General features: G+C 64.1%; 23 protein-coding genes and 1 pseudogene. 12 read left to right on the top strand and 12 right to left on the bottom strand.

The annotated features are described in order from the left end of the window. The 7 genes from AC1DQR_RS37825 to AC1DQR_RS37795 all read right to left on the bottom strand — a co-directional run. On the bottom strand, positions 1–216 hold a 216-nt coding region (locus tag AC1DQR_RS37825; RefSeq protein ID WP_477134908.1), incomplete at its 3' end, for an ATP-binding cassette domain-containing protein. A 63-nt stretch (positions 217–279) separates the two neighbouring features. Continuing rightward, a complete protein-coding gene (locus AC1DQR_RS37820; RefSeq protein WP_416048341.1) occupies positions 280–963 on the bottom strand; it encodes a DUF2848 domain-containing protein in 684 nt (227 codons plus the stop codon). A 26-nt stretch (positions 964–989) separates the two neighbouring features. Next, a complete protein-coding gene (locus tag AC1DQR_RS37815; protein WP_477134910.1) occupies positions 990–2,174 on the bottom strand; it encodes an ABC transporter substrate-binding protein in 1,185 nt (394 codons plus the stop codon). 129 nt (positions 2,175–2,303) lie between these two features. Then, positions 2,304–3,650 carry an amidase gene (locus AC1DQR_RS37810; protein ID WP_477134907.1) on the bottom strand — a complete coding sequence of 449 codons (1,347 nt, stop codon included), beginning with the start codon at positions 3,648–3,650 and terminating at the stop codon, positions 2,304–2,306. A gap of 2 nt (positions 3,651–3,652) precedes the next feature. Next, positions 3,653–4,033 (bottom strand): cupin domain-containing protein, encoded by a 381-nt coding sequence (locus AC1DQR_RS37805; protein WP_416048339.1) that lies wholly within the window; start codon positions 4,031–4,033, stop codon positions 3,653–3,655. 46 nt (positions 4,034–4,079) lie between these two features. Further along, on the bottom strand, positions 4,080–5,561 hold the full coding sequence (locus AC1DQR_RS37800) for a 4-hydroxyphenylacetate 3-hydroxylase family protein (RefSeq protein WP_416048338.1): 1,482 nt from the start codon (positions 5,559–5,561) through the stop codon (positions 4,080–4,082). Between the two features lie 33 nt (positions 5,562–5,594). Next, positions 5,595–6,140 (bottom strand): flavin reductase family protein, encoded by a 546-nt coding sequence (locus AC1DQR_RS37795; RefSeq protein WP_477134906.1) that lies wholly within the window; start codon positions 6,138–6,140, stop codon positions 5,595–5,597. 477 nt (positions 6,141–6,617) lie between these two features. Between AC1DQR_RS37795 and AC1DQR_RS37790 the strand changes: the two genes are divergently transcribed. Further along, the gene (locus AC1DQR_RS37790) at positions 6,618–7,841 is read left to right on the top strand and encodes an IscS subfamily cysteine desulfurase (protein ID WP_477134905.1); all 1,224 of its coding nucleotides are present in this window, start codon (positions 6,618–6,620) and stop codon (positions 7,839–7,841) included. 34 nt (positions 7,842–7,875) lie between these two features. Here AC1DQR_RS37790 and AC1DQR_RS37785 read toward each other — a convergent pair whose 3' ends face one another. Together AC1DQR_RS37785 and AC1DQR_RS37780 are read right to left on the bottom strand one after the other, a co-directional pair. After that, positions 7,876–8,418 carry a MarR family winged helix-turn-helix transcriptional regulator gene (locus tag AC1DQR_RS37785; protein WP_416048335.1) on the bottom strand — a complete coding sequence of 181 codons (543 nt, stop codon included), beginning with the start codon at positions 8,416–8,418 and terminating at the stop codon, positions 7,876–7,878. 180 nt (positions 8,419–8,598) lie between these two features. Beyond that, on the bottom strand, positions 8,599–9,495 hold the full coding sequence (locus AC1DQR_RS37780) for a LysR family transcriptional regulator (RefSeq protein ID WP_416048334.1): 897 nt from the start codon (positions 9,493–9,495) through the stop codon (positions 8,599–8,601). 153 nt (positions 9,496–9,648) lie between these two features. On the opposite strand from AC1DQR_RS37780, the gene AC1DQR_RS37775 reads away from it, so the two are divergent. The 9 genes from AC1DQR_RS37775 (at position 9,649) to AC1DQR_RS37735 (ending at position 17,769) form a co-directional block, all read left to right on the top strand. Further along, positions 9,649–10,479 carry a dioxygenase family protein gene (locus AC1DQR_RS37775; RefSeq protein WP_477134904.1) on the top strand — a complete coding sequence of 277 codons (831 nt, stop codon included), beginning with the start codon at positions 9,649–9,651 and terminating at the stop codon, positions 10,477–10,479. Between the two features lie 36 nt (positions 10,480–10,515). Beyond that, the gene (locus AC1DQR_RS37770; protein ID WP_477134903.1) at positions 10,516–11,220 is read left to right on the top strand and encodes an alpha/beta hydrolase; all 705 of its coding nucleotides are present in this window, start codon (positions 10,516–10,518) and stop codon (positions 11,218–11,220) included. Between the two features lie 50 nt (positions 11,221–11,270). Beyond that, positions 11,271–11,696 (top strand): rubredoxin, encoded by a 426-nt coding sequence (locus tag AC1DQR_RS37765; RefSeq protein ID WP_477134902.1) that lies wholly within the window; start codon positions 11,271–11,273, stop codon positions 11,694–11,696. An 81-nt stretch (positions 11,697–11,777) separates the two neighbouring features. Then, positions 11,778–13,436, top strand: a complete 1,659-nt coding sequence (locus AC1DQR_RS37760) for an FAD-dependent oxidoreductase (RefSeq protein WP_477134901.1) — start codon at positions 11,778–11,780, stop codon at positions 13,434–13,436. A 14-nt stretch (positions 13,437–13,450) separates the two neighbouring features. Then, positions 13,451–13,675 carry a hypothetical protein gene (locus AC1DQR_RS37755; protein ID WP_477134900.1) on the top strand — a complete coding sequence of 75 codons (225 nt, stop codon included), beginning with the start codon at positions 13,451–13,453 and terminating at the stop codon, positions 13,673–13,675. Further along, positions 13,672–14,118 carry a MarR family winged helix-turn-helix transcriptional regulator gene (locus AC1DQR_RS37750; RefSeq protein ID WP_416048328.1) on the top strand — a complete coding sequence of 149 codons (447 nt, stop codon included), beginning with the start codon at positions 13,672–13,674 and terminating at the stop codon, positions 14,116–14,118. Before AC1DQR_RS37755 ends, AC1DQR_RS37750 begins: the two co-directional genes overlap by 4 nt. A gap of 701 nt (positions 14,119–14,819) precedes the next feature. Continuing rightward, complete coding sequence (locus tag AC1DQR_RS37745) at positions 14,820–15,182, top strand: PAAR domain-containing protein (protein ID WP_416048327.1); 363 nt, start codon at positions 14,820–14,822, stop codon at positions 15,180–15,182. A gap of 5 nt (positions 15,183–15,187) precedes the next feature. Next, positions 15,188–16,189 carry a M35 family metalloendopeptidase gene (locus AC1DQR_RS37740; RefSeq protein ID WP_477134909.1) on the top strand — a complete coding sequence of 334 codons (1,002 nt, stop codon included), beginning with the start codon at positions 15,188–15,190 and terminating at the stop codon, positions 16,187–16,189. A gap of 1,115 nt (positions 16,190–17,304) precedes the next feature. Further along, positions 17,305–17,769 (top strand): DUF4126 domain-containing protein, encoded by a 465-nt coding sequence (locus AC1DQR_RS37735; protein WP_477134899.1) that lies wholly within the window; start codon positions 17,305–17,307, stop codon positions 17,767–17,769. Positions 17,770–17,904: 135 nt separating this feature from the next. Here the strand turns inward: AC1DQR_RS37735 and AC1DQR_RS37730 are convergent, their stop codons facing one another. Next, a complete protein-coding gene (locus tag AC1DQR_RS37730) occupies positions 17,905–18,168 on the bottom strand; it encodes a hypothetical protein (protein ID WP_253927314.1) in 264 nt (87 codons plus the stop codon). A gap of 606 nt (positions 18,169–18,774) precedes the next feature. Between AC1DQR_RS37730 and fliD the strand changes: the two genes are divergently transcribed. Both fliD and AC1DQR_RS37720 read left to right on the top strand, forming a co-directional pair. Then, entirely contained in the window at positions 18,775–20,205 is a 1,431-nt protein-coding gene (gene fliD, locus AC1DQR_RS37725; RefSeq protein WP_416048324.1) for a flagellar filament capping protein FliD, read from the top strand. A gap of 140 nt (positions 20,206–20,345) precedes the next feature. Next, a complete protein-coding gene (locus AC1DQR_RS37720) occupies positions 20,346–22,052 on the top strand; it encodes an MBL fold metallo-hydrolase (protein ID WP_416048323.1) in 1,707 nt (568 codons plus the stop codon). A 150-nt stretch (positions 22,053–22,202) separates the two neighbouring features. On the opposite strand, the gene AC1DQR_RS37715 is transcribed toward AC1DQR_RS37720, so the two are convergent. After that, the gene (locus AC1DQR_RS37715) at positions 22,203–22,769 is read right to left on the bottom strand and encodes a TetR/AcrR family transcriptional regulator (protein ID WP_416048322.1); all 567 of its coding nucleotides are present in this window, start codon (positions 22,767–22,769) and stop codon (positions 22,203–22,205) included. 311 nt (positions 22,770–23,080) lie between these two features. Continuing rightward, positions 23,081–23,413: pseudogene (locus AC1DQR_RS37710) on the bottom strand (copper resistance protein CopQ); the annotation flags it as partial.

The raw sequence follows: 23,413 nt of genomic DNA, 5'->3' as shown, positions 1-23,413 counted from the left end.
GGTGATGTCGATGCCGTTGAACAGGATCGTGCCCGTGGTCGGCTCGAGGAACTTGGTCAGCAGGTTGAAGCAGGTGGTCTTGCCGGCGCCGTTGGGGCCGATCAAGGCATGGATGGAGCCGCGCCGCACCTTGAGGTTGACGTCGCACACGGCGGTGAAGCCGCGGAACGACTTGGTCAGGCTGTGCGTTTCTAGTATGGAATCTTCGTGGTGCATCGCTTTGTCGCTTTTGGCATGCATCGGGAATACGGGTCTGGCAGGCGGATCCGGCCAGCAGCCCTAGCCGTGGACGGGCAACGTTTCGACCGCGTACGCGTGGTGCAGCGAGCGGGCGAGGACCGGATCCTCCAGTTCAATCTCGAAGCGATCCGCCATCCGGATGCCGCCAATGGCCGCCAGCGTGCCGCACAGCATGGCGGTGCCGTCATCAAAACTGCCGCCGTGCTCCGCAAACCTGTCGAGCAGGTCCTGGGGCGAACGCATCGCCGTCACCGGCCCTTGCTGATACAGCACGCGCTCGCCGTCGATGGTCGCGTAGGCGCGCAGGATAAGCTGGTCCCAGTGCTTGACGATGTCGGCCAGGCGCCATAGCACTTGCGCGCAGGGCTTGTCGCACATCTGCTTGGACACCGTGATGCCATAGGTCTCCACCTCCCGGTCGGTGTGGTCCGAGGCAATGCCAACATAGATCTCGCCCTGGTCCTTGAGCAGCAGGAACTCCACTTCGCCGCTGCTGGCATTTCCGCTGACCTGGATCGCTGGCTGCGATTGCAGCCGCTGCGCCGCAACCCGGTAGAAGACCGGGGTCGCCGCTGGCCGCTTGACGCCCAGTGCTTCGAGCTCGCGGATGTGTTTTTCCATTGCGTCGGCATCCCTACCCGTCCAGCCCGCGATGACGAGCTGCTTGACGGTCACAACGCGCTGCCACCTGCCGGTGCGTGTCTCGATATCGAATGTCAGCATGATGATGTCTCCGTGGTTGCGAATCGTTATTTCTTGAGCAAGGCGCACTTGCTGGCAGCGATGGGCCGGAACGCCTCGCTGGCTGGAATGACCTGCTTGATCTTGTAGTAGTCCCAAGGTTTCCGGGATTCCTGCGGGCTCTTGACCTCGACGAGGTACATGTCATGCACCATCAATCCGTCGGCACGGATCTTTCCATTGGTCGCAAAGAAATCGTTGATGGGACTGGCCTTCATCTTCGCCACCACCGCATCGGTCTCGTCTGTCCCCGCGGCCTGGACCGCCTTCAGGTAGTGCATCGTTGACGAGTACACGCCGGCTTGCACGAGCGTGGGCATCTTCCGCGTCTTGTCGAAGAAGCGCTGCGACCACGCGCGGGCCGCGTCATCGCGGTCCCAATAGAACGAGGTGGTGAGCATCATCCCTTGCGCCGCTTGCAGGCCGAGGCTATGGATGTCGCTGATGAACATGTGCAGGCCCGCCAGCTTCTGCTTTCCTGCGCCGCCAATGCCGAAGTCCCGGGCGGTTTTCAGCGCGTTGACGGTATCGCTGCCGGCATTGGCCAGGCCGATCACCTTGGCGCCCGACGCCTGGGCTTGCAGCAGGTAGGACGACAGGTCGGGGGAATTGATGGGATGCTTCGCCTTGCCGACGATCTTCCCGCCTACCGAGGCCAGGGCGTCCGTCGCGTCTTTCTCCAGGGATGCGCCCAGCGCGTAGTCGACCGTCAGGAAATACCAGCTGTTGTCGCCCCCTTTTGCCAGCGCCTTTACCGTGTTGGCCGCAAAGGCATAGGTGTCGTAGGAATACTGGATGGTGTAAGGCGAGCAATCCTCGTTGGTCAGCCTTGTCGTGCCGGCGCCGCTGGCAATCACCACTTTGTGCTTGTCCCTGCCCAGGTTGGACACCGCGAGCGCTACCGAGGACGGCAAGACGTCCTGGATGATGTCGACCTTCTGGTTGTCGAACCAGTCGCGCGCAATGGTGCCGGCCACGTCGGTCTTGTTCTGGTGGTCAGTGCTAACCACCTTGATATCGGATCCCAGCACCTTCCCGCCGAAATCGTCCACCGCCATCTGCGCCGCCACCAGCGACCCTTTCCCGCCGATATCGGAAAAAATCGACGACATATCCGTCAGGACGCCGATCTTCACCACGCCGTCGCTGATCTTGCCCGGCTGTGCCGCGGCAATCGCCGAAAACCCCAACATCGTGCCAGCCAGGAACACTGGCTTGAATCGAAAGCGAAACATGTTCTCTCCTCTCCATTGCTGGACTGCTAGAAGCCGCGACAAGGTTTTGTCGGCGGATAATGCGGCTACAAGGCGGCCATAGAGCGCCTACATCTCGTGGCTGCGCAGGATTTCCTCCATACCCATGCCGATGCCGAGCAGTTGGCGGTCCGCCATGGGCGGCCCGAACAGCATCAACCCGACCGGCGCATCGCCCGCCTCATGGCACGGCATGCTCACGGCGCACAGGTCGAGCCCATTGGCGATGGCGGGGTTGCGCAGCAACAGCCGGTTGACACTGAAGAACGCAGCGTCATCGGCCAGATCGGCAATGCGTGGCGCCACGATCGGCACGGTCGGCAGCACCACGGCGTCGAACCCCTGCATTTCGCCTTGCGCCTCCCGGCACAACGCCAGCCGCCGGGCGCGTGTGCGCAGGTAGTCCGCGGCGCTCTGCTGCTCGCCCATGCGGATACGCGACAGCACACGCGGGTCATAGCGATCGCCCAGCGCGGCAACCCGTTCGGCATGCCACGCGCTTGCCTCCGCCGCCACCAGGCCACCGTTGATGCTCAGTTCCGGCAACGGGTCCCAGCTATGGAAGGCCACGTCGCGCAGCACGGCGCCGGCTGCGGCCAGCCGCCCGAGCGCACGCTCATAGGCGCTGGCAACCTCGGCGCAAAGCCCGTCGATCACTACGTTCCTTGCCACGGCCAGCCGAAGGCCACGCATGGGACGCGCTGCCACCGGCTCATCTGGCTCGCCCGCCATGACCCGGTCGAGCGCGGCGCAGCAGGCAACCGTGCGTGCCAGGCAGCCGATCGAGTCATAGCTAGGCGACAGCGGCACCGTTCCCTGCAGCGGCACCCGGCGCGCCGTGGGCTTGAACCCCGCAATGCCGCAAAGCGCCGCGGGAATCCGGCACGAGCCGCCCGTATCCGAGCCGATCGCGGCCACGGCCATGCCGTCCGTCACCGACACCGCGGCCCCGGACGAGGAACCACCGGGAATGCGGCCAACCGCACGCTCGAACGGATTGCGGGGCGTGCCGTAGTGCGGATTGATGCCAACCCCGGAATACGCGAACTCCGTCATGTTGGTGCGCCCGACAAAGACCGCGCCAGCTGCGCGCAACCGTGCAATGGCGAGCGCATCCGCGGTGGCAACCTGTTCAGGCAACACGCGCGCACCGGCCCGCGTGACGTCGCCCTGCACGTCGAACAGGTCCTTGACCGAGATCGGCAAGCCCGACAGCGGCCCGGCCACGCCCTGCCCGCGCAACATGTCGCTTGCCCTGGCCTGCTTCGACGCGGCCATGCTCACGCCGTGCGGGAAGACGCGCGCGCCCTCCCCGCCGGGATTGCAGGCGCGCTCGACACAGCCCGCCAGCAAGGACGCCGCGTCGGCGGTGCCCGCAGAGAGCTGGCGCATCACGGAATCCACGGTCGCCAGCATGATCAGGCCGGGTCGAAGTAGTGGATTTCCAGCAACATGCAACCTGCGTTCGACTTGAAGGGCCCGTGGAAGGCGCCCGGCGGACGGCATGCATAAGTGTGCGGATCGAACGCTTGCCCGCCCTCGCCCTGTTCGTCGTTGCCGACGGTCAGGTCGCCGCTGAGCAGATACACCTCCTCCCAGTAGCGATGCACGAACGGCGCGGTGGTGAATACACCGGGCTGGAAGCGCAGCAGGCGGGTGCGGCTGCCGCGGCCGCCGCTTTCGTCGAGCGAGCCGGAGAGAATCTTTTGCTGGATGCCCGCGGGATAGCCCGCAGGCACCTCCCAGCCGCTCGCCAGGTCGATGGTGTGGAACTCATCGTGAAGCTTGTTGATCGCCATGGTTATCTCCGTGTGTGGCAATGAATGTCAGAGCACCGCTACCCGCTCAGGCGGCGCGTGCCAGCTGGCCCAGCTCCGCGCTGAGCGAATAGCTGTCCAGGATGTTGTCGACCAGGCCGGTGGCCTTCTTCCAGTCGTAGGTCCGATAGGTGTGGCCCTTGGTCACGAAGCCCGCGCCCGCATAGAACATCTCGTATTGGTTGTGGCGCGATGCAAACTCGGACCCCACGGCATCCCACGCCAGCTTGAAGAACTTGACGCGCTCCTCCGGGCTGCAGGCCGAAGATTTCTGCGTCTTCTCGATGATCCTGGCCAGTTCCGGGTTCTCGAAATCGTGAAGGCTCGACGGCAGCATGATCATCCCGCCGCCCGCCAGCTCGCGCAGGGTATTGAGCACTTTCGCGTAGAGCTGCTGGGTGATCACCTGCGAGCCGTACAGGAGGTTGCGGTCCGGCATGAAGTAGCCCCGCTCCATGCGCCCCTTGGATTCCATGCCATAGACGAAGGCCTCCACCATCCCCGCCTCGGCGGCGAGCTGGCCCAGCATCTCCCTCACCTGCGGGAAGCCATTGGTGCCATTGATCTCGGTGATCTTCTGCGCGATGCCTACCAGGAAGCGCAGCTTCACCATCAGCCGTACCTGGCACTGGTAGTTCTGGTAGCTATGGGCCGGCGTGGCATGAAACTGCCTGGCGCACATGCCGACATCGCCCGCAATGAAGACGCGCTCCCATGGCACCTTGACGTCGTCGAAGTAGAGCACCGCATCGTTCTCGTCATAGCGGCTCGACAGCGGGTTGTCGAACACCGAAGTCGCGTTGGCTTCATACGACTTGCGCGACATGACTTTCAGGCCCTTGATGTTCATGGGCACCGCGAACGACAGCGCGTACATCTCGTCGCCCTCGCGCAAGGGCTGGATGCAACTGCAGAACACCTCGTTGGCCATGATGCCGCTGGTGGCCAGCATCTTTGCGCCGCGCACCGTGATGCCTTCGGCATCCTGGTCGACGATGCCTACGGCCAGGTATTTGTCCTCCTGCTCGTGCGCCGCCTTCGACTGGTTGGCTTGCGGGTTGACGATGACGTACGTCAGGAAGAGATCGTTGTCCCGGGCGTACTTGTAGTACTCGCGCAGGGCGCCGGCCCGCGCCCGGTCATGCTGCTCGAAGACGTCGATCCCCATATACATGCCGGAGATGCAGGACGCCACGTGATCCGGCGAGCGGCCCATGAAGCCATAGTGCAGTTCGGTCCAGGCCTCAAGCGCCATCCGGCGCTGGACCAGGTCGTCATAGCTCTGCGGCAGTTGCCAGATCCGGCTCACGCGGTCGCCGGTGTCCGGCGACTCGAATGTCATCTTCTCGATATGCTCCGGGCGTGCCTGAAAGTCGTAAAGGTTTGCGTAACTCCGGATCGAGTTCCGGAAGGCGGCGTGCGTGGTGACATCCGTCACGCGCTTGCCGTCGAGGTAGACCTCTCTGCCGTCACGCAGCATCTCGATATGCTGGCTACCAGTCTTGACCATGTCTTCTCTCCTAAATACGTAGCGGTTGTTGATTCACGCGGGGGCTGCAGGCGACTGTTCGAGCGCGCGATACCTGCCTCCGAAAAAAACCAGTGGCCTGCCGTCGGGCCGGGCCTGGTGGCGAATGACGCGTCCGATGAAGATGACGTGGTCGCCGCCGTCATGTTGCGCATATGGCTCACACTCGAACGTGGCGAGCGCATCCGGCAGGAGCACCGGGGCTTCGCCACCCTGCGCCGCCAAGCCGATGCCATCCCATTTGCCAGAGTTCGCCTTGGCAAAACGGTTGGAAATGTCTTGCTGGCCTTCCTCGAGCACGTTGACGGCGTACCGGGAGGTGGAACAAAGATCCGCCAGGCTCAGGCAACGCCGATCCACCGAGAACAAGATCAGGGGCGGATCGAGCGAGACCGAGTTGAACGACGCCACCGTGATGCCAACCGGTACCCCTTCTTTCCGGGGCGCGGTGATCACGGCCACTCCGGTGGCGAACATGGCGAGCGTGCTTCTGAAGCGGCGCTGCTCATCGGCACCGGCCTTGTAATCCACTTCGCGCTTTGCATAGGTTTCGGCCATCATCCCTCCTGTACAGAATCCGAGCCGCGGATCATTCCAACACGACCCACTGCTCATTTGACTTTGTTTTTTACCTTTGTAACTTAGGTAGTATTGAATGCTATTGGAGTTTGCAATTCAAGCTGGTGAAAACCCTTGGATGGTGCCTGCGGTGTTGGCGCTCTCAGTGCGCCGAAGCCTGGATGCCCTGCCGTGCCGTGCCCGCACGCGGGCGCAAGCGCTGTCTTGGGGGCGTCGAGGCGATTCCGAATCTCGTCCCGGTGGTTCACGAGCGTCCCTGAATCGGCTTGACGCTCACAGGCACCCCTTGCGTCGCTGCAATCACACGCCAACAAGCATGCTCGACACCCATTTATCTTTGTAACTTACGTATTAATAAATGCTACTATTGAACGGTATTCGAACCAACACAAACCCTGTGACGGACCCTGCTCCCCGCAGGGAAACAGGTGCATCGACACGATTCAGGAGAACAAAGCAATGCAAGGCGAACCCACTGCGGCCCCCATCTACATGGACTACAGCGCCACCACGCCTGTCGACCCTCGCGTCGTCGACAAGATGGTGCCGTTCCTGTACCAGCACTTTGGCAATCCCGCTTCACGCAGCCATCGCTACGGATGGCATGCCGAACAGGCCGTGGAGACGGCGCGCGAGCAGGTTGCGGCACTGCTGAATGCGGATCCTCGCGAGATCGTCTGGACGTCGGGCGCGACGGAAGGGAACAACCTGGCGCTCAAGGGCGCGGCCCATTTCTACAGCGGCAAGGGGAAACACATCGTTACGGTCAAGACCGAGCACAAGGCGGTGCTCGACACTTGCCGTGAGCTGGAGCGCGAGGGCTTTGAGGTCACGTACCTCGACGTCGGGGAGGATGGCTTGCTAGGCCTTGACGCCCTGCGCGCGGCGCTGCGTCCCGACACCATCCTGGTATCCGTGATGATGGTCAACAACGAGATTGGCGTCATCCAGCCAGTTGCCCAGATTGGCGAGCTATGCCGGGCCAAGGGCATCCTCTTTCATTGCGACGCTGTGCAAGCCGCCGGCAAGATCCTCATCGATCTCGAGGCGCTCAAGATCGACCTGCTGACCGTGACCGCGCATAAGGTGTACGGGCCCAAGGGCATCGGGGCGCTCTACGTCCGGCGTAAGCCGCGCGTGCGCATCGAGGCGCAGATGCACGGCGGCGGGCATGAACGGGGCATGCGATCCGGTACGCTGGCAACGCACCAGATTGTCGGCATGGGTGAGGCTTTCCGCATCGCCAGGCTGGAACTAGCCGAGGAATCGCGCCGGGTTGCAGGCCTGCGGGACATGCTGCTGGCCGGGCTCAGGCAACTCGACGAGGTCTATGTCAACGGCAGCATGGCCAGTCGCATTCCCCATAACCTCAATGTCAGCTTTAACTTCGTTGAGGGGGAGTCCCTGATCATGGGCATCAAGGGCGTGGCTGTTTCCTCCGGCTCGGCCTGCACATCCGCGTCGCTTGAGCCGTCCTTCGTGCTCCGCGCACTAGGGCGCAGCGACGAGCTGGCGCACAGCTCGATTCGCTTTACGCTCGGGCGGTACACGACCCTGGCGGAAGTGGAGCAAGTGATTCAGATGTTGCTGGCCACCGTCACGAAGCTGCGCCACCTAAGCCCGCTGTGGGACATGCATCGCGAAGGCATCGACATCGGCGCGATCAAATGGGCGGCCCACTGACCAAGCTAGCCGCGGCGCGCCTTGGGGTGAACTGTCATGCTTTTTGCTGCCGCGCCAGAAGATGCGCCAGATCGAGCGCGGCGCGATCCCCGTTGACAACAAGGCGATCCACTACCGAGCACAGCACCTTGAACTCCGTGCGGGTGACGCCCTCGAAGAGGACGTCGTTGATGCGCTGCTGCACGGGAGTCAGCTCATTCAGGAGCCGGGAGCCAGCCACAGCTACCGTGAGCAGCATCTTTCGCTTGTCTTCGGGGTGGGCTTTCTTGTCGATCAGCCCGAGCTTCTTGAGCTTGCCGGTTTCGACGGTAACGAATGGCCCGCTCAAATGAAGATGCTCCGCCAATTGATTCACCGTCACTTCGCCCAGTTGCGAGAGATGTGCAATGGACCGTATCAAGGAGTACTGGACGCCCGTCAGGCCGATCAGGCTGCCGAACCCGTCGCGCACGGAAAGCAGGCGGGCGGCAAACGGCAGCAGGCCGCTCACCAGGTGCCGGAACTCACTATCCGAGCCGTCGACCAGGCAAGCCGGATTGGTGATCGTCAGCGCCTTGCCCTTCGTGTTAGTTGCCATGCCTTTTTGACTCCCTTATCCCGTTGCTCTGTCAGTTGCTTTGCTAGTTGCTCTGCTAGCCAAGGTATTAGCTAGCTAATTTAGCTTTTTGCAAAATACTACACACACATGGCATTGCGCTAGCTTTCGCGCAGGTCCCGCCTCATCCGTCCCCCCTACCCCCTCCCTACCCCCTACGCCCTAACCCCAGGACACATCCCGAAACGCCTCCACCAGGAAATCCACCAGCCGGCGCACCTTGAGCGGCAACTGCTTGCGCGTCGGATACACAGCGTAGACGCCGATCTCGATCGCGCGGAACTCGGGCATCAGTTCAACCAGGTCCCCGCGCCGCAAGTCGTCCTGGAGCATGAAGCTCGGCTGCAGCATGATGCCGCCATGCGCCAGCGCAATGGCGCGGCACGTGTCGCCATTGTTGGAGTACACCCGGGCGCGGGTGCTCACGCTGACCTTGCCGTGCGGGCCATCGAACTGCCATTCGTCGCGCCCGGACCAGTTGGTGTAGGCCAGCACGCGGTGCTCGGCCAGTTCATGCGGATGGGTTGGCGTGCCGTGCTGCGCGAGATAGCCAGGCGACGCGCATAGCACCATGCGGGTTGCGACCAGCTTGCGGCTGATCAGTGCGGAGCTTGGCATGTCGCCAATGCGCACGGCAAGGTCGTAGCCTTCGTCGACCAGGTCCACCACGCGGTCATTGAGGGTGATGTCGAGATCAACCTGCGGATACGCCGCCATGAAAGCGCTCCAGAGCGGCGCGAGGTGCAAGATGCCAAACGTGAGCGGCACGTTGATGCGGATCAGCCCGCTGGGTTCCTGCGTGCGGGACGTGATCTCGGACTCGGCATCGTCCAGCGCCGCCAGCACTTCGCGCGCGCGCTGGTAGAAAATGCGCCCCTCCTCGGTCAGCGACAGCCGGCGCGTGGTGCGCTGCAGCAGGCGCACGCCCAGGCGTTGTTCCAGCGCATCCACGTGGCGCGAGACCGCGGCCTTGGACATGCGCAGGCCCTCGACCGCGCCGACAAAGCTGCCGGCGTCGACCACGGCGGTAAATACGGTCATTTCCAGGGCACGGTCCACGGGGTTGCCTCGGCTCCGGTTTATTGTCTCGATAATCGGGACTATATATCACGCTGATGGCAGTTTATCGCCACCACATGAATCAATAGACTAGCAAGATTCCCTATGTCGTTGCACGCCGCGGGTTTTGCCGTGGCGACCGGAGATTCCGAGATGTCTACCGCACTTCCCGTCCTGTTTGTCTCCCATGGTGCACCCACCTTCGCCATCGAGCCGGGCCTGGCCGGCCCGCAGCTCACCGCGCTGGGCCGCGCGCTGCCGGTGCCCAAGGCGGTGCTGGTGATCTCGCCCCACTGGGAAACGCGCGGCGGCGTGCGCGTGACGGCAAGCGCGCAGCCCGAGACCATCCACGATTTCGGCGGTTTCCCGCGTGCCTTGTACGAGATCCGCTACCCGGCGGCCGGGCATCCGGCATTGGCCGAGCGCACGGTAGCGCTGCTGGCGCAGGCCGGGTTCAACGCCGGGCTGGATCCGCAGCGCGGCCTGGATCACGGCGCCTGGGTGCCGATCCGCCACCTGTATCCCGATGCGCAGGTGCCGGTGTTCCAGGTGTCGCTGCCGCAGCCGCTGGACCCGGCCGGCGCGCTGGCGCTGGGCCGTGCGCTGGCGCCGCTGCGCGAACAGGGCGTGCTGATCGTCGCCTCCGGCAGCATGACGCACAACCTCCATGAATTCCGCGGCCATGGCGGCGGCGATGCCCCGTACGTGGCAGCATTCACGCAGTGGGTACGCGAGGCGGTGCGCAGCGCCATGCGCACCGGCGACTCGCAGCCGCTGATCGATTACCGCCGGCTGGCCCCGCACGCGGAGCGCGCGCACCCGACCGACGAGCACTTCCTGCCGCTGCTGGTGGCCATCGGCGCTGCCGGGGCGGGCGAGCCGCTGGCGGTGATCGACGGCGGCATCACCTACGGGATCTTGTCGATGGAATCGTATGTGCTTGGCCAATTCCGGCCGCTAGCCGTGCAGCCCATTGCGGCCTGATCCCCTGATCCCTTGCTCACAGCCACGCGAGACGATATGAACACCACCCGCCATGAAATCGGCCCGTTGGCCGAAGACCCCGCGACCGGCCTGCGTTATCGCTTGCGAAGGGCGCAAGCGGCTGCGGCCGCAGCGCCTGCCGCGCGGCTCCTGCTGCTGCACGGCGTAGGCAGCAACGAGACCAGCCTCGCGCCGGTGGCCATGCGTATCGACCCGCGCGTGGAAGTGGTGCTGGTGCAAGGCCCGCTCACCTTCGGGCCCGGCCAGCATGGCTTTTTCGAGGTCAGCTTCGCCGGTGGCGCGCCCGCCATCAACGCAGCCCAGGCGGAGCGCAGCCGCCAGCAGCTGATTGCCTTCGTCCGTGCCCTCCATGCGCAGGATGGCGCCCTGCCCGCGCGCACGGTGATCGCCGGCTTCAGCCAGGGCGGCATCCTCAGCGCCAGCGTTGGCCTGAGCGCGCCGGCCGACGTGGCCGGCTTTGCGGTGCTGAGCGGGCGCATCCTGCCGGAGATCGAGCCGCACCTCGCCGCGCCCGATGCGCTTGCCGGGCTATCGGCCTTCATCGCGCACGGCGAACTCGACAACAAGCTGCCCGTCGCGTGGGCCGAGCGCGCGGACCAGTGGCTGGACGCGCTGGGCGTGCCGCATCGGTCGCGGCGCTACCCGATCGGCCATGAACTGGATGCCGACGTGGTTGCCGATTTCCAGCAATGGCTCACCGGCGTGCTTTTTCCTGTCTAATCCTTACCCTGTACAAAACCCAAAAACCAAAAACCCCGCCCCCTGATCGCATGTACAAGAAAGGCACCGCAGTAGAGATCCAGTTTTCCCCGAAGCGCCTGAACGACGGCGCGGGCGATCCGTACTGGATCGACCTGACCACGGAAGAGGCGCAGGCGCTGCTTGCCTTGCTGCAGGCGCGCCTGGCGCCCAGCGGCGAAGCCACGGCGGCGCCGCTTGTCTTCAGCCTGGACGAGCCAGAACAAGAGAAGCCCGCCGCGCAGCCGGAAGCCCCGATCGCGGCAAAGGCCGCATCCGCCACCACCGACGCGTTCAAGCAATGGGTGTGCATCATCTGCGGCTGGGTCTATGACGAGGCCGCAGGCCTTCCAGAAGACGGCATCGCACCCGGCACCCGCTGGGAGGACATCCCCGACGACTGGCGCTGCCCGCTGTGCGACGTGGGCAAGGAAGACTTTGCGATGGTGGAATTCTGATCGGGCTCAGGCAATCTGGTTGCGCACGCAACCAGATTGGACTATCTTGAACTGGTTGCGCACACAACCAGGAGACAAGACATGTATCAGCGCGAAGCGCACGCCGCATCCCTGCCGGTGCTGCACCCCGGCGGCATGGATGCCCCGCGCCAGGTCGTCATCGCCGGCGGCGGGCCAGTCGGGCTGGCGGTGGCGCTGGCCCTGGCCCGCCACGGCATCCCCAGCGTGGTGCTGGAGGCGGACGACGGCACCTGTGAAGGCAGCCGGGCCATCTGCATCTCCCGGCGCTCGCTGGAAATCCTCGACGCGCTCGGGGTCGCCGCCCCGGTCCTGGACAAAGGCCTCGCCTGGGCGGGCGGCCGCAGCTACTACCGCAACGAGCAGGTGCTGCACTTCACCATGCCGCACGAGCGCGGGCAGGCCTTTCCGCCCATGGTCAACATCCAGCAGTACTACATCGAGCAATACCTGCTCGACGCCATCGCGCGCTACCCGGACCTGATCGAAATCCGCTGGCAGAACCGCGTTACCGCCGTCACGCAAGACGGCAACGGCGTGACGCTGGCGGTAACCGCGGGCGACCATGCCTACACGGTGCGCGCGGACTGGCTGGTGGCAGCCGACGGCGGCCGCAGCGCCGTGCGCGATGCGCTAGGCTTGTCGTTGCGCGGCATGCAGTACGAGGGCCGCTACGTCATCGTGGATATCGCCATCGACGCCCCGCGCGAGGTCGAGCGGCTGGCGTGGTTCGATCCGCCGTCCAACCCCGGCTCCACCATCTTGCTGCACCAGCAGCCGGACCAGGTGTGGCGCATCGACTATCAGGTCGGCGAGCACGAGGATGCGGAGCAGGCCGTCAAGCCGGAGAATGTGCTGCCGCGCGTGGCGAGCCACCTCAAGATGATGGGCGTGACCGCGCCTTGGGAGCCGCTGTGGATCTCGATCTACAACGCGAAGTGCCTCACGCTGGATAACTACGTGCACGGCCGCGCGCTCTTTGCCGGCGACGCCGCGCATCTGGTGCCCATCTTCGGCGTGCGCGGCCTGAACAGCGGCTTCGACGATGCCTTCAACCTCGCCTGGAAGCTTGCCCTTGCCGTGCGCGGCAAGGCCTCCCCCGGCTTGCTGCCCTCCTACTCCGCGGAGCGCGTGGCGGCGGCGCGCGAGAACATGCGCTTCGGCGCGAAGAGCACGGAGTTCATGGCCCCGCCCTCGCCTGCCTTTGCCTTGATGCGTGAAGCCGTGCTGGGGCTATCGGCGGCGCACGCGGAACTGCGCTCGCTGATCAACCCGCGCCAGACCAGTCCGGCGGTCTTTGCCGACTCGCCCATTGCCGCGACGGACGACCCTGCCTTCAAGGCCGGTCCGGCGCCGGGCGCCACGCTGCCTGACATGCCGCTGGTCAGCCCGCACGGTACGCCGGCTTCGCTGGTCCGCTGTATCGGCAAAGGCTTCACCGCGTTTTGTTTCGCCGGCGCCGGCCAGGACCTGGACGACGCCGTGCCCGGGCTGCGCCAGCTTTGCGACAGCGGCCTCGAACTGGATTGCCACCTGATTGCGGGCACGGCGCCCGCGGCGGGACGGCTGGCCGATCCACAGGATGCCGTGCGGCGCGCACTGGACGCCGTCGACGGCACGCTCTACCTGGTCCGCCCGGATGGCTACGTCAGCGGCCGCTGGCGACAAGCCCGCGCCGGCGATATGCGAAACGCCATCGCCCTTGCCATGCAGATCGACTGAAGCCGGAGAACCCTATGCAAACGACCATGAGCCCGACCGAGCTCGATGAAATCTACACGGCGATGTGCTACCGCATGACCGCGCTCGGCGAGCACAACACGCCGCTCTACCTGGCCCGCGTGGCGCTGCTGGCGCTCAGCCGCCATGCCGGCTTTGCCGATGCGACGCGATTGCTCGATGAGGTCTCGCACAGCTTCGAAGCAACGGAGGCGGACGACACGCCGGGCCGCGCATCATGACGGCCCCCAAGCTCTCCCTGTCCGACTTCGCCACGTACCGCTTGCACCGCATCGTCAAGCAGTTCGACCGCGGCATCGCGCAGGCCTATTCGGAGACGCTGGGTCTGTCGCTTAGCGAAGCCAGGACGCTCGCCGCCATCGGCGAGTTCGGCCCCTTCCTGGTCATCGACCTTGCGCGCTTCGCCAACCTGGACAAAAGCCAGGCCAGCCGCGCGGCCGATCACCTCATCAAGCAAGGCCTGGTCAGGCGCGAGCCATCCCCCACCGACGGCCGCGCGGTGCTGATCTCGCTGTCCGCCGAGGGCAAGCCGCTGTTTGAGCAGATCATGCGGATCGCCTCCAGCCGGCACGAGACGCTGATGTCCGCGCTTTCCCCCCAGGAGCGCGCGGTGATGGAGCTCGCGCTGGGCAAGCTGCTGGCGCAGGCGGAGTCGATGCTGTAGGGCTGCCTGCGTTGCGCGCCGGGGACTCGTAGGGGTCACCTCGGAAAACGAACGATCAATATTGCACGCTAAGCCTTCGAGAACCTCGCCAGAAGCTGGCGACCGGGCAGCAACAGCCTGGCGCGTCCGCTGGACCTCATCGCTTTGCAGGTAAATCGAGATGTTGGTCACCGAGGCATGGCGAAAGCTATCGCGAGCAGTGGTCAGCTCTGCGCCGCGGGCTAGGGCGCGTGTGGCACGGGCAGGCCGCGTTGCGCGAGATGATGATCGATCGCCATGCGCGAAAGCAGCGATAGCGCCAGTTTTACCAACCGACTTCCCTTGCCGACCAGGTACAGCCAGTGGCGATCAGGCAGCGAGACAAGGCGCCCGACCCCGATAACGCGTACGCCGTCGAGCGTGCCGACAGCCCACCTGCGAAGGGGCGCCAGTCGGGCGCGTTACGTGTTCGCGGTGGTCCTATCTCCCGCTCGCGGGGATCAGTACGCGCCATATCACTCCAAGCTGGTCAATGTCAGCGTACGTGATCCCACCTACGTGCTGGATTCCTACTCTACGTTTGATGGGCCGGCCGACAAGACGCCGCTTGCAATTGTTTGCCATTCATCAGTCCATTTTCAGACGTGTCCGATTGCAATCCGTGCTGGACTACTGTTGTATTGGATGTTGGCGAAAATCTACTGTCTAACAAGGAGAATGACGTGAATAAATCGAATGTCAAACAATCCTACGTTGTCGCATTTTCTGGCGCAAGAACCGCCAAAGGCGGTGAGATCCTGACTGGCACTTCGGGGCTGTCTATTGATGGGCATGTCGGGCTGCGCGTTGGGGATATCGCGACCTATCCGGACGGCCGTTCCGCTGAGATCATCTCGGGTGCCGGCAACGCTGTTTGTTTTGATGGCGTGCCTATGGCAATCGTCGGAAGTGTACTAAGCAACGGGGACACCATCGTTTCTAGCTCGACCTCGTTGTTTACCTTTAATGAGCCAGAGGGCGCGCCGATTGCTGGCCTACTTGAGCCGGGCTATCGATTCTTCGCCGTGAATGGAGCACAAAATTGAGTGATATGCGCGCAGCCATTCGGCACGGCGACGCAACAAACCGGGGTGGGATGGTGTTTGCCACAGGGGGCATTCCGCACCATGGTGTCGAAGTTGCCGCCGAGGGTGACCAGGCGACGTGTCCGGCGTGCAACTCCATCGGCACGTTGTTCAACGATGCTTACCCAGCATTTACGCTAACCGATGGACGGCAGATTCTCGTCGAAGGAGCATGGCTGAAGTGCAAGTGCGCGACTCATCCTCGCGTCATTGCCTCGCAGGACAACTTCCGTATTGCCATACGTCGACCGCTTTCGGAAGCCCCTTTGACGCAGGTTGCACCACTTGTTCCATCGCATCGCGCTCTAAGTCAGGAGGCATCCAATAAGCTCATCGAGCAGATGGAGGACGACACCTACGCGAAGGATCAGACGATCATCTGCCCAAACATGTCCAATGCGGAGTTCCGCGCATTGATGCTTCGTCTGCGCGATAAGGCTGTGAAAGACGTAGACAATCGGCTCGGAGAAATTTCTACCTGGGGCAAGATAGACCAGGCGAAGATGGCTCTGTACTTTTGCCCCCCGAGCAACGAGTTACGAACGAGGCTGAAGGACGGCCTCGCGAGGATCCGTGCGTTGCTGTTATCGCTATCTGAAAACAACTTTGAGCGGTACTCCGAAGAGAGCCTCGCGCGGACCGGATGCATACCGAAAGCCGCCAAAGATAATCTTGGGGCGGCCTCCGTCTGTGGGCCCGACGGACTGCACCGCATTTTTATCTGGCCGGCGTTCTGCAAGCTGCCCGATGAACGTAAGGACTCAAAGGGAATGCCAGTCGATGGGGATAGTAAGCTGCTCACTCTCATTCACGAGGTCTCTCACTTCCAGGATGCGATGGGAACGCGAGATGTTTGGTATAGCACCCGCAACTCGCGCTGGAAGGCGGCGGACGCCAACCGATTTTGCATCGAAACCGCCGAGAATATCGCCGCATACTCCGTCGGGATTTGGGATGATCGAATATAAGAAGCTCTTGGCTGGAGCATGCCTATTCATGTCGCTAGACGCTCTCGCCTGCAAACCACTGGGGCTTGATACCGAGGCTCAATTTGCAACGGGCGCCTCGACGCTCTCAGCAACGAATATTGGAAATCTGGCACGCTGGAATGCACAGATCATCTCCAATTTCCAGATGAAGGGACGCTACCTCGTAGAAGTTAAGACTGGGTCTTCCCTCGGCGTGTCGAGAGCACTATCCGAGAAACGCCAGACCCACCTGCGGAACCTCCTTTCCCAGTTTGGCGCTGAGCCAAAACAGATCGAAGTCAGATTGTTCACTTTCAAGGGTTCGAATTCAGATCGTGCCAATTTGGCAGGGATAGCTTTCGAACCCGACTGCCCTAGTCCCTGTTGTCCGGGACCGTAAGACACCTACCTCGCTGAGGCGTTCTCCGAGGCGTCAACGTCAGTGCCTCACCATTGCCTTTGAATCGAGGTCGGGACAGCTCGGGCGTGTTCCGCCTTCGCCGTCTCACAACCGCGAAAACGTGCTTTTTACATCACAAACACGTGAAAATCCTCGCGAGGAAGCCGCAGTACAACATCTTCGCCTTGTGCGCGCGATCCCCCATCAGATGCACTACAGCATGTAGGCTGTCATCTGGCGGCAGCTTCCGAGAGCTTAGCGTGCTTTATTTTCCGTTTCCTGAAGTGCCTCATTGCGCAGGCGCCCCCCGGTGGATAGCGTCAGGCAACCCGCCCACTCGGGCCAGCCGCCCGCCTCGCGAATCACCGAATCACCCCCTGCTGGCGTGCCTTTTCATCCTAGATGAAGCGTGCGCCTTGCGCGCGGCAAAGCGGCATGGGGTTAAGAGCCGAGCGCCTTCAGGCGTTCGACAAATGCCGGTTGCGCCAGGCTCTTGTTGACCGCGCCGTTGACTTCGTCGAAAACGGCGACACCTCAGCCAGACACGTCACAAGCCCCGGGCGGGGCCGCGTCCCCTTGCTCAAACGCTTGCCTCGCCATGCGCCGCTGGCATGCTCGCCGTGTGGGTTAGCGCACGTGCCTGCGCACGGCACTGCCTTAAGCTCACCGCGTCAACCCATGCCACCGTTGTCAGCCTTGATGGAGGACAGACGCCATGACCCTGTACGTGCTCTCGCTTTTTATCGGCATCGTGGCTGGCCTGCGCGCCATGACGGCGCCTGCCGCCGTCAGCTGGGCGGTCCACGCGGGCTTGCTGGACCTGTCGGGCAGCTGGCTTGCCTTCATGGGCTATCGGTTCACGCCCTGGGTCTTCAGCGTGCTGGCCGCGGTGGAGCTCATCACCGACAAGCTGCCCGGCACGCCGAGCCGCAAGGTACCGCCACAGTTCGGCGCGCGCGTTCTCTCGGGGGCGCTGTGCGGGGCCACGATCGGGGCGGGTGGCGGCATGCTGGTGGGAGGCGGCGTTCTTGGCGCCGTTGGCGCGGTGATCGGCACGCTCGGCGGCGCGGCGGTGCGCGCGCGCCTTGCGGCGATATTCGGCAGGGACCTGCCGGCGGCGGTCATCGAGGACCTGGTTGCCGTCATTGGCGCGGCGGTCATCGTCCTGTCGCTGGCTTAGAGGCCGTTTCGAAAAGATGCTGGCGTCGTTGCGCGGCCTTGGCCGATCCACTTGTACTGTCTGCGGCCGCGCGCCTGGCCAGAACCGCTTCGCTTCATGTTGAAACAGCCTCTTAGGCACCGCCGCCAGCTTGTCCTACAAGGGATCGACCAGGCTGCGCACGACCTCCGCCAGGCGGGCCGCGCGTGCGCGCCCCTTCGCGTCCAGGCCAAGCGCGCCGCCCGCGGCCAGCGCCTGCAGGCCGAATGCGGCGTCGGTCATGTCGCGCCACGAGGGGTGGTCGGCGTGCATGGCCTCCAGCGCCTGCGCGCCAGCCGCCAGGCGCGCCGCGTCCGGCTGCAGGCCGGCGGCCAGGTCTTCCAGTACCGTCGCTGCGTCGAGCAAACCCTTGCGGTCCATATCGGCATCTCCCTCTCAAACTTAATGGCAAATGGACGATCCCGCGGTCTTTTTTTTTCAGGCTCGTCGATGGATTTCGCTGCGGTTGGCGACACGCCGTGCGCGGCGCCGACCCAAACGATATGCGCGGACTTTCACCCCTTATTCACTGAATTGGCCCCAGGCGCACGCCGCTACGATCTTGAGCGTGAAGAGTGAAGCACACGGCCGGGATTACCCCCTGGTTTTCGGTCGATGCGCACATCTTCAGCGCGAAACGAGGACAAGATCGGCGCCCACAGCCGACAGATCAGCGAGCCGGGGTGAAATCAGCAGCATCTTAATGGCCAGTGGCGTCCCACGGCTGTCCCGGCGTATCCGTATCTACCCTCGTGTCGACAACATCAAGGGCGACGCGACAGCCAGGCCACGGGCACCGGATTTCCTGCCAGGAACCAGCGGCTTGTCGCAATACAGCGCACGCCTATGGCGACGCCATCGATCAGTACCTCGCCCGAGGAAGCCCTGCGTGCCGGCCGTATCATCCGCACGCAACTGGCTCTCCTGACTAGCCGGGCCGCTTCGGCGGGCCGACCTCCTCCAACACGCAATTAAGGGATTGCAACCATGGCTATTTCCTCGATAGGTGTCGGGTCCCAGCTGGACCTGAGCACCTTGCTGGACAATCTGCAAAAGGCGGAAGAGACCAAGCTCACCGCCCTGACCAAGAAAGCCACCGTCCACACCACGAAGCTATCCGCTTATGGCCTGCTGCAAGGGGCGCTGGCTTCGTTCCAGAATGCCGCCAGCGCGCTTGGCACGGCGAGCCTGTACAACAGCACCACGACCACCTCCAGCAGCACCAACGTGCTGGGCGTCGTGGCCGACAAGTCCGCGCTGGCAGGCAGCTATGTGGTCAAGGTGTCGCAGCTGGCGCAGTCGCAGACGCTGGTGTCCAATGGCATCGCCGACAGCACGGGCCAGTTGCTGGGCAGCGCCAAGATCAAGATCGAGTTCGGCACCACCGAAGGCGCCGTCTTCACGCCCGGCACCGGCAAGCCTGCCTCGATCAACATCAACGGCACCAACAACACGCTGACCGGGATCCGCGATGCGATCAATGCATCCAATTCCGGCGTGACCGCCAGCATCGTCAACGATGGCGGCAGCACGCCATACCGCATGGTGCTGACGTCCAACGCCACGGGCGCCAAGTCCAGCATGCGCGTTTCCGTGGACAGCAACGGCGCCGGCGACCCCAGCACCATTGCCGGCTTGCTGGCGTATGACCCGGCCGGCACCAAGGCGATGAAGCAGAACATCGAGGCCCTCGATGCCAAGCTGAACATCAACGGCATCGACGTGAGCAGCCCGACCAACTCGGTGCAAGGCGCCGCGCCGGGCCTGACGCTGAACCTGCTGAGCAAGGGCGACAGCACGGTGACCGCCGTCACCGACACCGGGACAATGGCTGCCGCCGTACAGAGCTTTGTCACGGCCTACAACACGCTGCAAAGCACCGCCGCGAAACTGTCCGCCTTCGACAAGAACAACAAGGGCACGCAGTCGCCACTGCTGGGCGACGCTACGCTGCGCACGATCCAGAACCAGTTGCGTTCCGTGTTCAACACGCCGCAGACCGGCACCGGCGACGCCAGCCTGGTCAACCTGACCCAGATCGGGATTTCGTTCAAGGCCGACGGCTCCATGGGACTCGACACCGCCAAGCTGAACAAGGCGCTCGCCACCAACCGGACCGGCGTGGCGCAGCTGTTCAGCGGTGCCGACGGCAAGTCCGGCTATGGCAATCAGCTGGCGGACATGGTGAAATCGTTCAGCGCGACAAAGGGCGCGCTGACGACGGCCACCGAAGGCATCAACACCAACCTGAAGAACCTCGACAGCGCCTACACCCGCACCTCCGCGGGGATCGACGCCACCATGTCGCGCTATCGCGCGCAGTTCCAGCAGCTTGATCTGATGATGACCCGGATGAACTCCACCAAAACCTACCTGACGCAACAATTCGCGGCGATGAACAAGACGTCCAACCAGTAATTACCGCCACAGCCGTCCTGCCCGCAAGTGCGGGACGGCCCCGCCAACGGCTTACCGTCTCGCTTTCCCTTGGTGGCATAACCGTGCGATGCCGCTACACTGTCGCCTGATCCTAGCCAGTCAATCAGGAACCGCCGCACATGCGCGAACAAGAACAGAGCGGAAGCCCCTCTCCCTCACGCCCCCCCTCCCTGCGTCAAGCCGCAAGCATCCTGGTAGTGCGCGATGGCCCGGCCGGCATGGAAGTGCTGCTGGTGCGCCGTCCCGAGCGCAACGACGACCGCAGCAGCGGTGCCTTCGTCTTTCCCGGCGGCACGCTCGACCCCCAGGACAAAACCCTGCACGATGCCTGCGCCGGCCTGGACGATGCCGCGGCCAGCGCCCGTCTCAGCCTGCCTGACGGTGGCCTGGATTTCTACCTGGCAGCCGTGCGCGAGTGTTTCGAGGAAGCCGGCCTGCTGTTTGCGAGCGATGCCGGTGGCAAGCTGATCGCGCTGGACACGCTCGATGCCACGCAGCAGGCATGGCTGCGGCAATCCGCGCGCAGCGGCGGGCCGGGCATGGCGCAGCTCTGCGAGCGGCTTGGCGTGCGCCTGGCGGTGGACCGCCTGGCGTATCACAGCCACTGGTTGACGCCACCCGGCTTGCCCAAGCGCTTCGACACGCGTTTTTTCGTGGCCGTGGCGCCCGCCGGCCAGTCTGCCACGCACGATGGCGACGAGGCCGTGGAGCATCTCTGGATACGCCCGAACGATGCCATCGATCCGGCGCGCAGCCTGAAGCTGGTGCCCGTCACGCGGCGCACGCTAGCGTCGATTGCCCGCTTCGACACCGCCCAGGCCTGCTTTGACCACGCGGCGCAGTTGCGCGACATTGCGCGCATCATGCCGCGCCTGGCCCAGGGCAGTGGCGGCCTGCGGCCCGTGCTGCCCAGCGAGCCCGCCTACGCCGAGATCGAGCGCATCGACCCGCAAGGCCAGGGCCATGCGCGCTATGAGCTGGCGACCGGCGCCGCGGTGCGCCTGTCCGAGCGCATCTGGCGCATCACGGCCGGCAATGGCAGCGTGATGACCGGCCCCGGCACCAATACGTACTTTGTGGGCGATCCCGCGCGCAACGAATGGGCCGTGATCGATCCGGGCCCCGACGACGAAGCCCATGTGGACGCCGTGCTAGCGGCTGCGCCCGGCCCGGTCCGCTGGATCCTGGCCACCCACACCCACATCGACCACTCGCCGGCGACATCCAGGCTCAAGGCCGCCACCGGCGCGCCGGTGTTGGGCCGTCCCGCGCCGCAGACGCCACGCCAGGACCAGACCTTCCAGCCCGAGCGCATTCTGGCGCACGGCGAGCGCCTGGCGCTGGGCGAAGGCTGCACGCTGCGTGTCGTCCACACGCCGGGGCATGCATCCAATCATCTTTGCTTCCTGCTCGAGGAAGAAAAGACCTTGTTCACTGGCGACCACGTGATGCAGGGCTCCACCGTCGTCATCAATCCGCCCGACGGTGACATGCGCGCGTACCTGGCCTCGCTGGCCGCGTTGCAGGACGAAGACCTGGAATGGCTCGCGCCCGGCCACGGCTTCCTGATGCCCCGGCCCGCGGATGCCATCCGCACCTTGATCCGCCATCGCATGCAGCGCGAGGCAAAGGTGCTCAACGCGCTACGAGATCTTGGCGAAACCGGCATCGACGCCCTGCTCCTGCGCGTCTACGACGACGTGCCGGAGCGCATGCTCCCGGTGGCAAAGCGCTCGCTGCTGGCGCACCTGCTCAAGCTGGTGCAGGACAGCCGCGTGCAGGAGTCCGACGAGAAGTGGCAGGTGCTGGAGAGCGCAGCAGGCTGAAACGCGGCGCGCGATGCAAACAAAAAGCCGACCTCGATAGGTCGGCTGAACTTGTTGACAAAGCCGGATCTGCGCTGCCGTCGTCATGGCGCTCGGCTTTGGCCGGTTCGGCGGCTTCGGCTAATGCTCCAGACTTGTCAGCTATACGTATTACTCGGATACCGAAGCCATCAGCAGGTCCGCGGCGGATTCCAGCCGCTCAGGCGCCCCAAACAGCCGCGCAACGATCAGACCGTTCTGCAGCGCGCCGTAAATCACCTGCGCCAGCGCGCGAGCCGTCACCGGGTAGACCTTGCCGTATTCCTTCTGCGCGCGCTCGATCAGCCCCATCAGCCAGTTCTCGTTCATGCGGTAGAACGCCTTGAGCTCTGCGTGAACCGACTCCGGCAGGCACAGCGTCTCGGTGGACAACATGCCCGCGAGGCAGATCTGGTCGCCGCAGGCCGCGGTACGCAGGAAGTTGAGGTAACCCTCGGCCTGCGCGGCGGGGGAAAGCGAGGAATCCACGCTGCGCAGCCGCTCGGAGATGCGGGCGCTGTACTCCTTCACCGCCTCCAGCACCAGGTCGTCCTTGGCGGGGAAGTAATAATGGATGCTCGACGTCTTCACGCCGACCAACTCGGCCAGGTCGCGATAGCTGAAACCATTGAAACCGCGCCGGCGGATAAGCACCAGCGTGTGTTCGAGCAGTTGTTCGCGTACGGATTGCGTTTTCATAGCGTGATCTTATCTATCTATCGATAGATCCTCAAGCCAATTTCGTGTGCAGTCGCAACAAGCCGGCTTAGTTGGCCCTAAGTTACGCCTTCATTGCGCTTATCAGCGCCCCATGCTGGCTCAAGCCGGGAGCACTTGCGCCACCACGGTGATGGCAGAGCCACTGGCAACACAAAGAACCACCCAGCCGGCCAGGATCAGGAAGCTGTCCCGTAAATTCATGATGCACCCCTACTCTATTTCACTCTCACTCTGTTTCCCAACCGCTATCGGGCATCCGGGCGGCGATCGCCAGGATGCCCTTGCCGCGCTCAGGCATTGGCACCTTCGCTAAACACGTCGAACTTGCCGCCACGCGCGCCATCGGTGTAGGCGTCAACGCTGCGGGCCGGGCTAGCGGAGACGCCGCTGCGATCCAGGCCGGCTACGATGCGGGCACCATCCGTGTACGGGTCAGCCTTGCCAACGCGTGCGCCTTCGGTGTACGGGTCGAACTTGCCGGCACGGGCGCCGTCGGTGAACTGGTCAACGGTACGCGACGGCGAGGCCGAGACGCCGCTGCGATCCAGGCCGGCCACGATGCGGGCACCGTCCGTGTACGGGTCAGCCTTGCCAACGCGTGCACCTTCGGTGAACAACGGGTC

It is taken from the genome of Cupriavidus sp. 05L411 (assembly GCF_056398045.1).
This window is presented reverse-complemented; position numbering and strand designations above follow the sequence as displayed.